The organism is Vreelandella olivaria (assembly GCF_023507745.1).
Lineage (GTDB): Bacteria > Pseudomonadota > Gammaproteobacteria > Pseudomonadales > Halomonadaceae > Vreelandella > Vreelandella olivaria_A.
In genome coordinates this window covers 104,132-117,686 of the sequence record NZ_JALPZO010000164.1, presented here as the reverse complement: position 1 = coordinate 117,686, position 13,555 = coordinate 104,132, and the positions used below count along the sequence as shown (strand labels likewise).

The 13,555-nt window shown below is 54.1% G+C and carries 10 protein-coding genes; 7 read left to right on the top strand and 3 right to left on the bottom strand.

What is annotated here, in order from left to right:
• Nucleotides 1-22: 22 nt before the first annotated feature.
• The gene (locus tag HP566_RS19680; protein WP_249978991.1) at nucleotides 23-2,026 is read left to right on the top strand and encodes a sensor domain-containing diguanylate cyclase; all 2,004 of its coding nucleotides are present in this window, start codon (nucleotides 23-25) and stop codon (nucleotides 2,024-2,026) included.
• A gap of 32 nt (nucleotides 2,027-2,058) precedes the next feature.
• On the opposite strand, the gene HP566_RS19675 is transcribed toward HP566_RS19680, so the two are convergent.
• Nucleotides 2,059-2,616 carry a hypothetical protein gene (locus tag HP566_RS19675; protein WP_249978990.1) on the bottom strand — a complete coding sequence of 186 codons (558 nt, stop codon included), beginning with the start codon at nucleotides 2,614-2,616 and terminating at the stop codon, nucleotides 2,059-2,061.
• A gap of 208 nt (nucleotides 2,617-2,824) precedes the next feature.
• On the opposite strand from HP566_RS19675, the gene HP566_RS19670 reads away from it, so the two are divergent.
• Together HP566_RS19670 and HP566_RS19665 are read left to right on the top strand one after the other, a co-directional pair.
• Nucleotides 2,825-4,936, top strand: a complete 2,112-nt coding sequence (locus HP566_RS19670) for an adenosylcobalamin-dependent ribonucleoside-diphosphate reductase (protein WP_249978989.1) — start codon at nucleotides 2,825-2,827, stop codon at nucleotides 4,934-4,936.
• Nucleotides 4,937-4,993: 57 nt separating this feature from the next.
• The gene (locus HP566_RS19665) at nucleotides 4,994-5,779 is read left to right on the top strand and encodes a ribonucleoside-diphosphate reductase (RefSeq protein ID WP_249978988.1); all 786 of its coding nucleotides are present in this window, start codon (nucleotides 4,994-4,996) and stop codon (nucleotides 5,777-5,779) included.
• A gap of 50 nt (nucleotides 5,780-5,829) precedes the next feature.
• Here the strand turns inward: HP566_RS19665 and HP566_RS19660 are convergent, their stop codons facing one another.
• The gene (locus tag HP566_RS19660; protein WP_249978987.1) at nucleotides 5,830-6,573 is read right to left on the bottom strand and encodes a Crp/Fnr family transcriptional regulator; all 744 of its coding nucleotides are present in this window, start codon (nucleotides 6,571-6,573) and stop codon (nucleotides 5,830-5,832) included.
• A gap of 146 nt (nucleotides 6,574-6,719) precedes the next feature.
• Nucleotides 6,720-9,575, bottom strand: a complete 2,856-nt coding sequence (gene uvrA, locus HP566_RS19655) for an excinuclease ABC subunit UvrA (RefSeq protein WP_249978986.1) — start codon at nucleotides 9,573-9,575, stop codon at nucleotides 6,720-6,722.
• 180 nt (nucleotides 9,576-9,755) lie between these two features.
• Between uvrA and HP566_RS19650 the strand changes: the two genes are divergently transcribed.
• From HP566_RS19650 to HP566_RS19635, 4 genes are all read left to right on the top strand, one after another.
• On the top strand, nucleotides 9,756-11,135 hold the full coding sequence (locus tag HP566_RS19650) for an MFS transporter (RefSeq protein ID WP_249979045.1): 1,380 nt from the start codon (nucleotides 9,756-9,758) through the stop codon (nucleotides 11,133-11,135).
• A gap of 92 nt (nucleotides 11,136-11,227) precedes the next feature.
• On the top strand, nucleotides 11,228-11,869 hold the full coding sequence (gene ssb / locus HP566_RS19645; RefSeq protein ID WP_249978985.1) for a single-stranded DNA-binding protein: 642 nt from the start codon (nucleotides 11,228-11,230) through the stop codon (nucleotides 11,867-11,869).
• Between the two features lie 51 nt (nucleotides 11,870-11,920).
• Nucleotides 11,921-12,811, top strand: coding sequence for a sugar nucleotide-binding protein (locus HP566_RS19640; RefSeq protein WP_249978984.1), 891 nt, complete (start codon nucleotides 11,921-11,923; stop codon nucleotides 12,809-12,811).
• Nucleotides 12,808-13,539 carry a lysophospholipid acyltransferase family protein gene (locus HP566_RS19635; protein ID WP_249978983.1) on the top strand — a complete coding sequence of 244 codons (732 nt, stop codon included), beginning with the start codon at nucleotides 12,808-12,810 and terminating at the stop codon, nucleotides 13,537-13,539. Before HP566_RS19640 ends, HP566_RS19635 begins: the two co-directional genes overlap by 4 nt.
• Nucleotides 13,540-13,555 lie beyond the last annotated feature (16 nt).

Here is a 13,555-nt window from a genome sequence, read left to right as displayed (position 1 = left end):
TAGATTTATCGAGGCTATCTTCGTGTCGAAGCATCACCCGCTACTGCAATCGTTTGGCGCCTTGATGGTGCTTGATGCCGATAGTCGGCGCATCCAGGCAGTCAGTAGCAACTTTGCTGCATTACTTGGCCTTATAGTAACCGAAGAGGGTGATCAGACGCTCTCGGGCTTACTAGGCAAGCGCTTAAGTCAGCGTGTGCGCCGTGAATTACAGGGGCAGCAGCGCTTGCCTGGTCCACTGACTTTCTCCCGCCCTTTTAACGCTACCCGTTTTCAACTCCATGCTTATCGAGCGGGAGCGTATGTGGTGATTGAAATTGAACCCTTGAACCCCTTGGGTAAACGACGCTTGTTGGGCACCGTGAACGAGCGGCTGATGCATCTCGCAGAGGCGACCCATCAAGAAGAGCTACTCGATAATCTGGTGACAGCGGTTCAGGAGTTAACCGGTCACGACCGCGTTTCCATCTGCCACTTTGACAGTGATTGGCACGGGCTGATCGTTGCGGAGGCCCGTGGAGGGCGCCTGGCACCTCTGCTGGGGCAGCGCTTCCCTGCCAGTGATTTCCCCCTGGCGCTACGGCGCGCATACGAACGCCATCCGGTGCGGCTCATTCAAGATGTGTCAGGGCCTACCGAGCGGTTAATTCCAGATGACTGTAGCGTGGCACTCAATGATAGTTTCCTGCGTGCGCCAGCCTCAGAGCAAAGCCATTATTTACAGCGCCTGGGCGTACGCGGTGCATTAAGCATTGCCATGCAGGGAGATAGCGGACTTTGGGGGCTACTGTTTTGTCACTCGGCCATGCCACACCCGGTGACACCGTCAGTACGGGATGCGGTGCGTACTCTGGTACAAATGGCCACTCAGCGTTTATTACTGCTGCGGGCGCGCCAGGAGGCGCGTTATTTGCAGCGTGTGCAGGATAGTCTGGTGCTATCCACCAATGCCCGTTTTGAGCCACAAAGCCCACATCAGCTACTATTTGAGCAGGCGGATACGTGGATGGCGCTATTCAGGGCTCACGGTGTCGCACTATGGTTGAAGGGAAGTATTTATCAGTCAGGTAATACGCCTACTCCAGAGGCGATCAGTCAACTCATTATGCGGCTGGAAAAAGCCCATGTGCATAGTGGCCCCTGGTGTACCCGGGATGTGACCAAAGAGCCGCTGACCGCATCTCTGGCCATGCCTGAGCAGTGTGGTGTTCTGGCGGTGCCGCTACCAATGAGTTCTGCCCAGCGTGGGTGGTTGGTTTTTTTCCGCCCAGAGCAGGTCGAAACCCTCTATTGGGCCATGCAGCCAGCGACGGCTCACCAGCCTGGGATGATGGCGTCACCCTCTGCGGCATGGTATGAAGAAGTGATCGGTAAAAGCGAGGCTTGGCAGCGGGTAGAGCGTCTCGCAGCGATGGATTTAGGCGAAGACCTGACATTGGCAATCTCCGCTTACGAAATCAGCACGCTTAACATGCATCTGGAGCGCGAACGTAAAGCGCTGGCTGAGGCGAATCAGCGCCTGGAACAGCTGGCACATTTTGACCCCCTGACCCAAGTATGGAACCGGTACCGTATTGAACAAGCTATTGATGCAGAGTTAGTGGCTGCAAAGCGCTATGGTGCGGCCTTCGCGCTGCTGCTGTTTGATGTGGATCACTTTAAACAGATCAATGATACCTATGGGCATTCCCTGGGTGATGATGTTCTGGTATCTCTGGCGCGCCTTGTTGAAAGTTCTCTACGGGGTTGCGATAACCTGGGGCGTTGGGGAGGTGAAGAGTTTGTGGTATTAGCCACTCACTCTGATCTGGAGGCTGCCGTGGGGCTGGCGGAGCGGTTGCGTAGCCTGGTGGCTACGCTTCATGTGAACGGTCTTGAACAACTGATAACCGTTAGTATTGGGGTAGCAATATGGCGCCCAGGCGATAGCTGTAAAAGCTTAATGGCCCGTGCTGATGCGGCGATGTACCGGGCAAAACGCAGTGGACGCAATCGGATTGAAATAGCCGTCGAGCAAATGCAATAAACCAAGTCCCTCAGCACCCAGGTATGGATGGGCTACTCCCTTTCTGGAGCATTACACAGTGTTTGCATACGTTCGATAGCTTTATCTGCGCCTGCCAGACTAAACGTCATATACCAAGGCTCTCTGTCTTGCTGGTCGAAGCCAATAAACAGCTGTTCGCCCTGGCGCATGTCGCTCATCAGCGTTTGTATATCGCTGAGATAGAAGTGAGTGTAAAAACCATCATCACCGCGCTCGGTAATAAATTCAGCCATGGTATCTATCATTGGCTGCTCATCCACTCTCAGTCTGGTCGGCACCAGATTAATCGCACGGCTTTTACTCTGTTGCTGATCCAGGGTGACCCGCATCTCCAGCCAGGGTAAATCACACACGCCTTGAGTGGCATTAAGGCTCAAAGTAGCATCCGAGTAACTCTGGATCTCAACGGCACGGAAGTGACGTTCATTACCCAGCGTCAGCACCAGCGACTGCCAGTGATCATGCTCTTCGATCTGGTCGGTGTTAAAAGTAACCGCGACTGCTATGGGTGCCGCTGCCAATAAGGCGCAGCCAATGGCGAGATAAGATAAACGTTTAATCGTCTGCATAAAGCCGTACCGCCTAGGAAAACCCATAGCCTATAGCGAGTTTGACGCCAGCAAAAGGGTAACGCGCTGATTTTCCTATATCTGGTAGTGGATTCGAAAAAAAACGCCGCATATAGTGTGAAGTCAAGTCTATACTTCGTGTTGGCACGGCGTATAATCGCACTGTTTTGGGCGCCACATTCACCCCGTTGTGAAGGAGTTTTGTGATATGAGCACCGCTGAAAAGGCTATGAAAACCTCTAACGATGTCCCGCTACAAGCTCCTTCTCGGGAGATATGGGATGCCAAATATCGTCTAAAGGATCGCCATAGTCGCCCTGTTGATCAGGACGTCGGTGCTACCTTTGAACGCGTTGCGCGGGCGCTGGCTGCCGTTGAGGGCGATAAGGCCAATGAGTGGTTGCCCAAATTCCGCTGGGCATTGGAAAACGGCGCTATTCCCGCTGGGCGGATTCTATCCAACGCGGGCGCTGAAGAGTACAAGCCTGCTGTAAGCCTGATTAACTGTACGGTATCCCGTACTATTCATGACTCCATGCGCGATATTTTGGGCTCAGTTGTCGATGCCGGTATGACGCTGAAATCCGGCGCGGGCATTGGTTACGATTTCTCGACGCTACGCCATAAAGGTGCCTTTGTATTTGGTGCCGGTGCTGGCACCAACGGCCCACTGGCGTTTATGGATATTTTCGACAAGATGTGCTTTACCGTAGCATCTGCAGGTGGTCGCCGTGGCGCTCAAATGGGCACCTTTGATGTGGGGCATCCGGATGTGCGTGAGTTTATTCAAGCCAAACGGGAAGCCGGCCGCCTGCGCCAGTTTAACCTTAGCCTGCTGATCACCGATGAGTTTATGGAAGCGGTGAAACACAATGCTGACTGGCCATTGGCGTTCCCGCTGCATCCCGGCGAAAAAGACGATGTCAACGCCGAGGATCTGATTTACCGTGACTGGCCGGTAGTGGAAGAGGGCTATACGGTTGATAACGAAGGTCGCGTTGCCTGCCGTATCGTTGAAGTGATTAAAGCGCGTGAGCTGTGGGACACCATTATGTCCTCCACTTACGACTACGCCGAGCCGGGTTTTATTCTGATTGATCAGGTCAATCGCATGAACAATAACTGGTTCTGCGAAGATATCCGTGCCACGAACCCCTGCGGCGAGCAGCCGCTGCCACCAGAAGGCGCCTGCCTGCTGGGTTCAGTGAACCTGACCAAGTTTGTGATAGAGCCGTTTGGCGATAAACCGCGTTTTGACTGGGAACGCTATAAGAAAGTGGTCGCAATCTTTACCCGCATGCTGGATAACGTGGTAGAAATCGCGGGTTTGCCACTGCCCCAGCAGCAGCGTGAAATCGAAGCCAAGCGGCGCCATGGTATGGGCTTTTTAGGGCTTGGGTCGACGCTGACCATGCTGAAGATTCCCTATGGCTCCAAAGCGTCGCTGGCATTTACCGAAGAAGTCAGTCGTCACCTTGCTCTTGAAGGCTGGAAGCAGGCGCTGGAGCTTTCCAAAGAGAAAGGCATGGCGCCGGTACTCGAACAAGAGCACACCATCACACCGAAAATGATGCGGGAGCGCCCTCAGCTTGCTAAAGATGGCTATGAAGTAGGCGACAAGGTACCAGGGCGTATTTTACATGCCCGCTATAGCCGGTACATGGAGAAAGTGGCTGGGCTTGAACCTGAGTTGGTGGCGGCGCTTTCAGAGCATGGGGCGCGCTTTACGCACCATAGCTCTATTGCGCCCACGGGGACTATTTCACTGTCATTGGGCAACAATGCCTCTAATGGTATTGAACCCTCGTTCTCGCATCGCTACTTTCGTAACATTATCCAGTCAGGTAAGAAGACCAAAGAGCAGGTAGAGGTTGTGTCGTTTGAATTGGCTGCTTACCGCCACTTTATTGCGGCGGAAGCGGTGGAAAGCGACCTGCCGGACTATTTTATTACCGCTGACTCGGTCACACCTGAACAGCACGTGGCTGTGCAGGCTGCTGCTCAGCAGTGGATAGACTCGGCGATTTCCAAGACCGTGAATGTGCCTACTGACTTTCCATTTGAGCGGTTCCAGGATCTTTACCTGCAGGCATACGACAGCCGCCTGAAAGGCTGCACTACCTTCCGTTTTAACCCTGAGGCTTTCCAGGGTGTACTGGTGCGAGAGGATGACCTTAAAAACACAACGTATGTGTTTGAGTTGGAAAATGGCGAAACCCTGGAGCTTTCCGGTGATGAGAAAGTGGTTTACGACGGTGAGGAGCACAACGCTGCTAACCTGTTTGATGCACTAAAAGAGGGCACCTATGGCAAATGGTAAGTATGGGCAACCTCTTTGAGAACAAAGCACATACACCTTTGCTAAATGGAGAACGTTATGGCCGTTGAAATTACCTCAAAAATTGTTGGTTATCGCATCAAACAGCCGGAGCAGGCTGTGGTTGCCCCAGAGCTGGCCGAAGAGAATCCACTGACGGTAAGGATTCCTTCTCGCCCTGAAGGCACTCTGGAAGCTGTTTCTGAAAAGATCTCTTATGTCGGCGCGGAAGGGCGTAAGAAAGTCTATCTGCTGGTCTCCTTCATGCCCGTTGAAGGTGTGATCAGTGGTCAGCGCGTTGTTATCGAACGCCCTGTCGAGTTTTTCTTTCCCTCTGGACAGCTTTCCAGTGAACACCAGTGGATTACTGCCACCATGCGCAGCCTGTCGTTGGCGGCACGTGGTGGCTATGTGACCCAGGCGGTAGCAGACCTGCGTAAAGTGGCCTGGGATAAAGGCCTGGTACGTTGTGGTATGAATCGTTGGAACAAACCGATGTTCCATGATTCAGAGGTGGCGGCCATTGCCTGGTCTATCCAGCAGATTCTCTATCGACGTGGTTTTCTTGATCAGGATGGTAATCAGGTACCTGTAGAAACACTGGTAGAGCGTTATGCGCATCGTATGCAGCACGGCTATGCGTGGCAGCCAGATGAGTCAGCCCTGAGCGATGCCATGGAACAGGGTGCTGTCGAACCGATTGGAGGAGCAGACACCACCGCAAAAAAGACACAAGGCAGTAGCCCTGCTTCCGTGGGAAACTGCCCTGAGTGCCGCGGTGAGTTAATTATGATGGATGGCTGCCCCACCTGCTATGCAGGCTGTGGCTGGTCTAAGTGTGGTTAGCTACAGCGCCTAGCGTATAAACGCCGCGTCAACCAAACACGCGGCGTTTTTTATGAGGAGTGATCACGCAGTGGCCTGACGTTATCGGTTAGATAGCAGTCGTCAAACTCCCCTTCAGCGGCGAGTGCTTTCAGGTTTGGGATAGTGACATGGTGGCGGTCCCGGAATACCAAGCCGTCTTCGCTGAGCGCACTAAAGGTACGGCTAACATGTACCGGGCTCAGCCCCAGAATATCTGCCAGCTGTTCCTGTGAAAGCGGTAAGCGAAACTGCCCGCTGATGTCATCGCTGGTCTGGCGCAGACGCAGGTACATTTCGTGTAAAAAGTGCGCCATCTTCTGCCGGGCGCTACGTCGGGCCAGGTTGACCAACCGTTCGGTCAGCAATGCCTGTTGTCGGCTGCTAATGGCAAATAGCACCGACGTCAATGTCAGTGACTGCTGGAACAGATCAAGCATACGTTTATGAGGGAAGTGGCATATCACTCCATCGGAGATCATACGCACACTTTCCAACCGCTGTGCAAAGGCAAATTCACGCAGACCAATAATGTCGCCGGGCAAAAAAACTTCCAATATCTGCCGATCACCATTCTCAAGATGACGGTAGGAGTATGCCCATCCGCTCTTAAGTGTACAGAATTCATTAGCTGGGTCGCCCATTTCCCAAAGTAACGAGTTTGCTTTGATCTCGGTCGGGCTGTCTTCCAGTGAGTTCAGTAATTGTTTTTCTTCTTTGGTCAGCGAGCAGTAGTGGCTAAAATGCTGAATAATGCAGCTTTTCTCCTGGTTCACAGCGTCCTTTCTCCTTGAGAGTTAACAACAATTATTAAACTACAATGCAGATTAATATAAACAGAACTGGCAAGTGTTGCCTGGGCAAGTGGCAATAATATGCCAAGTTGCCCAGGCGAGCAGTGCTCTGTACTCAACTCTCTGAGCTAGGCGTTGGCTTTCTGCGCCACACGATTACCCCGGGCCAGCAGTGGCGCTAGAAAGTGCCCTGTGTGTGAGACCTGCTGTTTGGCGATTTGCTCGGGGGTGCCTTCGGCAATGATTCGCCCACCGCCGGAACCGCCTTCTGGGCCCAGGTCAATAATCCAGTCAGCGGTTTTGATGACATCCAGATTATGTTCGATCACCACAATAGTGTTGCCATGGTCACGCAGGCGGTGTAGCACCGTCAGCAGTTGACGAATATCTTCAAAGTGCAGGCCGGTGGTTGGTTCGTCCAAAATATAGAGCGTTTTGCCGGTGTCGCGCTTGGCCAGCTCGCGGGCAAGTTTCACCCGTTGCGCTTCGCCCCCCGATAGTGTGGTCGCACTTTGCCCCAGGCGAATATAGGAAAGCCCCACATCCATTAATGTTTGCAGGCGCCGGGCGATGGCGGGCACGGGGCTAAAGAACTCCAGTGCGTCTTCCACCGTCATTTCCAATACTTCGTGGATAGTTTTGCCCTTGTAGTGAATATCCAGTGTTTCGCGGTTGTAGCGTTTGCCTTTACACACATCACAGGGCACGTAGATATCGGGCAGGAAATGCATCTCCACTTTGATCATGCCCTCCCCCTGGCATGCCTCACAGCGTCCACCCTTCACGTTAAAGCTGAAACGCCCAGGCTTATAACCTCGTGAACGTGCTTCCTGGGTGCCTGCAAACAGCTCACGAATCGGTGTGAAGATACCGGTATAGGTGGCAGGGTTGGAACGTGGTGTGCGGCCGATGGGACTCTGATCAATATCAATCACTTTATCGAGTTGGTTCAGCCCTTCAATTTTTTCATAGGGGGCTGGCGTCAGCGTCGTCGCTCGGTTCAATTCCCTCGCCGCAATCGGCATTAAAGTGCCATTGATCAACGTTGATTTACCAGAGCCAGAGACACCGGTAACCGCGATGAACAGGCCCAGTGGCAGGCTAAGGGTGACATTTTGCAGGTTGTTGCCCGTTGCACCGCGCACCACCAGTTGCTTTTCCGGATTACCTGGGATGCGGTAGGGAGGTACGGCAATTTCCCGCGTACCGGACAGATATTGGCCTGTGAGAGAGTTGGGGTTATCCATCACCTGCTGGGGGGTGCCCTGGGCCACAATTTCACCGCCGTGCACCCCCGCTCCAGGGCCGATATCCAGTACGTGATCAGCCGCGCGAATAGCATCCTCGTCGTGCTCCACTACAATCACGGTATTGCCCAGATCCCGTAGCCGCTCCAGGGTTTTAAGCAACCGGTCATTATCGCGCTGGTGCAGGCCAATGGACGGCTCATCCAGAATGTACATCACACCGACAAGACCGGCGCCTATTTGGCTTGCCAGGCGAATACGCTGAGCTTCGCCTCCAGAGAGTGTATCGGCGCTGCGCTCCAGGTTGAGGTAATCAAGCCCGACATTGACCAAAAACTCCAGGCGGGCATGAATCTCGTTGACGATTTTATCGGCAATTTCCCCTTTGCGGCCAGGTAGGCTCAAGTCGGCAAAGTAGCGCCAGGCGTCACCAATAGGCAGGTGTACAAGATCAGCGATATTGCGATCATCCACGTATACGTGGCGCGACTCCCTACGCAAGCGTGATCCACTACAGGTGGTACAAGGCTGAACGGCGATATATTTGGCAAGGTCATCGCGCACCATGTTGGACTCGGTTTCCCGGTAGCGACGCTGCATATTGGGCAGTACGCCCTCAAAGGAGTGTTCTCGAGTTACCTTGCGGCCACGGTCGCCCACATAGGTGAAGGGAATCTGCTCGTCACCGCTGCCGTTTAAAATAATTTCCCGTTCGTGGCGGGCAAGCTCCGCCCAAGGCGTTTCCAGCTCAAAGCGGTAGTGTTTGGCAAGGGCCTGCAACTGGGTAAAGTAGTAGATGTTGCGGCGATCCCAGCCCTTGATTACACCTTCGGCCAGCGATAGTTCGGGGTGGCTAATCAGCTTTTCAGAATCAAAGTATTGCTGTACCCCCAAGCCATCGCAGGTAGGGCAGGCACCGGCAGGATTGTTAAACGAAAACATGCGCGGCTCAAGCTCAGAGAGTGAGTAGCCACATACCGGACAGGCAAAGCGTGCCGAGAAGGTAATATCCTCCTGTTCACCGTCCATAAAGTGAATCATTGCCGTGCCGTCAGCCAGATTGAGTGCGGTCTCAAATGATTCGGCCAAGCGCTGGGCAAGATCCTCACGCACTTTGAAGCGGTCAACAACGACGCTGATATCATGCTTCTTACGCTTATCCAGCGGCGCAATATCGTCCAGCTCAAGTACCTGGCCATCAATCAGTACCCGGACAAAGCCCTGGGCGCGAAGTTCGGCCAATAGCTGCAGATGTTCACCTTTACGGCCTCTGACTACTGGTGCCAGCAACATCAGTTTGGTGCCCTCGGCCAGGTTCATTACCTGGTCGACCATTTGTGAAATGGTTTGGGCTTCAAGGTCTTCGCCATGCTCCGGGCAGCGCGGAGTGCCCGCCCGTGCAAATAGCAGGCGCAAATAGTCGTAAATTTCGGTAATGGTGCCAACGGTGGAGCGAGGATTGTGAGAGGTGGATTTCTGCTCAATAGAAATAGCTGGCGAAAGCCCCTCAATGTGATCCACATCAGGCTTTTCCATCATGGAAAGAAATTGACGCGCGTAGGTGGATAGCGATTCCACATAGCGGCGTTGCCCTTCAGCGTAGAGCGTGTCAAACGCCAGCGATGATTTGCCTGAGCCGGAAAGGCCCGTAATGACAATCAGCTTATCCCGCGGCAGTTCCACATCGATCTGCTTGAGGTTGTGGGTGCGGGCACCCCTGACCAGAATGCTGTCCATCAACACCTCGAATCGCGTGGCAAAAGCGTAATTATACGTTTGCTGCCCCCTCCACGGCAAAACTGCCTGTAGTAGGTGCTGGTGTTTGGTTGTTGCCTGACGTTTCCAGTATGAGCACAAAGCGCTAGAATGGACGGTCATCTCAGGCTGTTCGGCCTAACCACCAAACACAAGGGCATTATGCGCAAGGTTTCCGCACTGCTGCTGGCCGCTGAACGCCGTGCCATTAGTGGCCTGGCCGGGCTATATGCGTCTCGTATGCTGGGACTCTTCATGGTGTTGCCGGTATTGGCGCTGTACGCTGATGCACTGACGGGGGCTACACCACTGCTGATAGGTGTGGCGCTAGGTATCTATGGGTTAACCCAGGCGGCGTTACAAATACCGTTTGGCCTGCTTTCTGACCGCATAGGTCGCAAGCGTGTTATTGCCATGGGCTTACTCATTTTTGCCCTGGGTAGCATGGTGGCGGCAATGGCTGACTCTATTGCGGGCATTATCATAGGGCGTGCCCTGCAGGGCAGTGGTGCGATAGCAGCGGCCATCATGGCGCTACTGGCTGACCAGACCCGCGAGCAGGTACGCACCGCGGCGATGGCGACCATTGGGCTATCCATTGGCGTGTCTTTCGCGATTGCCATGGTGCTTGGGCCATGGCTGGCCGCATGGGCAGGGCTTTCAGGAATATTCTGGTTTACGGTTATACTGTCGATGGTTGGGTTACTGGTGCTTTGGCGCTGGATCCCTCCGGCGCCTCGCCGCTTGCGCCACCGTGATGTAGGCATGGACCGTCGGCAGTTTAAAAGTGTGATCACGCGCCCCGACCTGTGGCGCTTGGACGTTTCCATCTTTGCCCTGCATCTGATGCTCATGGCGATCTTTGTCGCCATCCCTTTTCGACTGCTCGATGCCGGGGTGGTGGCTGAATATCATGGGCTCGCTTACCTGGGGGTGATGGCCTTATCGTTTGTGGCCATGATCCCACTGATCATTGTCGCCGAGAAGCGCCAGCGTATGAAGCTGATCTGCCTGCTGGCCATAGGGGCCATTGTGGTCAGTTTGGGTAGTCTTGGCTTGCCACTCTCCCAGGGGAACTGGCTATTTGTATGGCTATTTGTATTTTTTACCGGGTTTAATCTGCTGGAAGCGACCCTGCCTTCCATGCTCAGTAAATTAGCGCCTGCCGGTGCCAAGGGCACTGCCATGGGGGTTTACTCCACCAGTCAGTTTTTAGGGGCGTTTTTAGGCGGCACCCTGGGTGGCTTGCTGGCTCATACCTGGGGGCTTAACGCTGTTTTCATCGGTTGCGCTATGCTGGCCCTGGTATGGTGGTTGGCTATGCTGCGTATGCCATCGCCGCCACCATTATCCAGTGAGGTGGTGGCGCTGCATGACACGCAGCCAGATGCACTGGACCTTTTGATAGAGCATTTAGCAGATGTTGTGGGCGTTGAAGATATCATGGTGGTGCCTGAGGAACGCCTGATGTACCTGAAAGTGAACCGTCAGCAGCTTGATCAGGCGGCATTGATGAAGTTGATTTCGCCCCCCAAGTCTTGATAGCGCTACGCCGCTTGGTATCAAGCAACTGGCAACGAAGTTGGTGATGCTGATGGTCACCGATATATGATCGATTATTAAAGGAGCAACCTATGGCGCGCGGAATTAACAAAGTCATTTTGATTGGTAACCTGGGGCAGGATCCAGAAGTAAGGTTTACGCCTTCAGGCACCGCAGTGGCTAATTTAAACCTGGCCACCTCCGACACCTGGATGGACCGTCAAAGTGGTCAGCGCCAGGAGCGTACTGAGTGGCACCGAGTGGTGTTGTTTAATAAAACCGCTGAAATTGCCCAGCAGTATTTGAAAAAGGGATCCAAGGTCTATATTGAAGGCCGCCTGCAAACCCGTAAATGGCAGGATCAGAACGGGCAGGATCGCTATAGCACCGAGATCGTGGCCAACGACATGCAGATGCTGGATAGTCGTGGTAGCGATTATCAGGGCGGTAATATGCCCCAGGGGGGATACCCGCAGGGTAACAGCCCACAAAACAGTTATGGACAAGGCAATCCTGGGCAGACTGCGCCTGCCCAGAGTGCCCCTCAGCCGTCAGGTGGTTACCCGCAGCAGGGTGGGGCGCCTAGCAACTACGGTAATGCAGCCCCTCCGCGTGGGCCTCAGCCTGCCCCTGCCCCCCAACAGCACCAGCCCGCGCCAAATAACCAAAACAGTAATTACGGTGCGCCTGATCCAGGCAACTTTGACGATTTTGACGACGAAATCCCGTTCTAGCGTGCTGGTGCGACTGCAAGCATGTTACTGGGGTGAGGGAGAGAGCCTGTCGTGAAATTGCTAATATTAGATGCAGGGCACTGCTTGAGCCTGGCTTTGGCCCGAGAGGCGAGTCGGCGTACGGATACAGAGCTTGTTATCGAGCAGGGCAGCACCGTCACGACCGAGCAACTACAGGCTATCACGCCAGATGCGGTGATTATTCCCCCTCTGGCGCATCCGTTAAGCATGACGCCAGCGGAGGTGAAAGCCCATGCGGATGCGGTGGATGTATGTGTGGATGCCTGCCAGGCCCAGGAGGTGGCGCTGGTATGGTGTGTCTCCGACCAGCTCTATGAAGAAGGGTTTGATATTCCCATTGATGAGCATGTGGTGCCCGCCCCGCGGGATGAGTGCCTGCGCCGCCTTGTACAAACGGGTGACCGTATCCGGGCTGAGTACCATCGGCATCTGATTGTGCGGCTGGGTCCCCTGTTTGCCCTTGAGGGCAGCCATGCCTGGTTAAGTGAGATTATCGACAGTCTCATTACGGGACACAGTGTTCGGGCAGCGGAGGATGTCATCTTTTGCCCAACATCAGCGGATGCTGTTGCCAGGGCATTAATTGGCATGTTGCAGCAGCAGACCTGCGGTGCCGATGCCTGGGGAGCGTATCATTTGGCAGGCACTGAGCCGGTCAGTGCCTTTACTTTTACCTCAATGGTACGGACGCAGTTGGCGACCCATTTAGAAGGGCGTGGTGAACACATCACGCTTGGCGATGTGCAGGCGCTCAATCATCATCACGATGCCAAGTTGCGCCGGGTTTTAAACTGCCGTCGTGTACTGGAGGTATTTGGTGTGCACCAAAAGCCGTGGCGACTGGAAGTAGGGCGGATGCTGGATGTGTGGTGTTTAACGCGTGACCACCAAAGTGGTATTGGGACAGGAGAAACGGCTTGATCAATGTGGTTCGCAGCCTGGTGTTTTACATCGGTTACTTTTCCGCCATGCTGATCATTGGCGTACTGTTTTTACCCATTGCACCTTTTCTGCCTCTCGCCGCCCGTTATCGGTTGCTCAACCTTTATAACTACTTTTTGATCATGTGGTTTAAAGTCGCCTGTGGTGTGCGTTATGACATACAAGGCCGGGAAAATATTCCAGACGAACCCTGTGTGATTCAGGCAAACCATCAGTGTGAGTGGGAAACGGTTTTTCTGCAGGTGATGAAACCTCCTGTGTGTACGGTTCTCAAGCAAGAGCTATTGAGGATTCCTCTGTTTGGCTGGGGGTTACGCCTACTGCGGCCCATTAGCCTGGATCGCTCGAAACCTGCCCGAGCCATGAAGCAGGTGCTTACCCAGGGGGTAGCGCGCCTGGGCGCTGGGCTTTCGGTGCTGATTTTCCCAGAAGGCACCCGTGTGGACCCAGGCATCCGTAAACGCTATAACAAGAGCGGGAGCGTGGTGGCCTGCCGGGCAGGCGTGGCGGTACTGCCTGTCGCCCATAATGCAGGCGAGCGCTGGCCGGGACGACATTGGGTAAAGCGTCCTGGGGTGTTAAGGGTGCGTATAGGAGCACCGATACAGACCTCTGGACGTACGCCGGATGAAGTCCTGGTCGATGTGGAAGCGTGGATTGAAGGGCAGTTGCAGGAGATCTCGGATATACCTCGGCCGGCAGTGTGAATAAGTGGCTCATCAA

Bases quoted from the DNA above. Each gene is read 5' to 3' on its own strand.
- HP566_RS19675 (WP_249978990.1), bottom strand. From the start codon at position 2,616: ATGCAGACGATTAAACGTTTATCTTATCTCGCCATTGGCTGCGCCTTA.
- HP566_RS19670 (WP_249978989.1), top strand. From the start codon at position 2,825: ATGAGCACCGCTGAAAAGGCTATGAAAACCTCTAACGATGTCCCGCTA.
- HP566_RS19665 (WP_249978988.1), top strand. From the start codon at position 4,994: ATGGCCGTTGAAATTACCTCAAAAATTGTTGGTTATCGCATCAAACAG.
- uvrA (WP_249978986.1), bottom strand. From the start codon at position 9,575: ATGGACAGCATTCTGGTCAGGGGTGCCCGCACCCACAACCTCAAGCAG.
- HP566_RS19650 (WP_249979045.1), top strand. From the start codon at position 9,756: ATGCGCAAGGTTTCCGCACTGCTGCTGGCCGCTGAACGCCGTGCCATT.
- ssb (WP_249978985.1), top strand. From the start codon at position 11,228: ATGGCGCGCGGAATTAACAAAGTCATTTTGATTGGTAACCTGGGGCAG.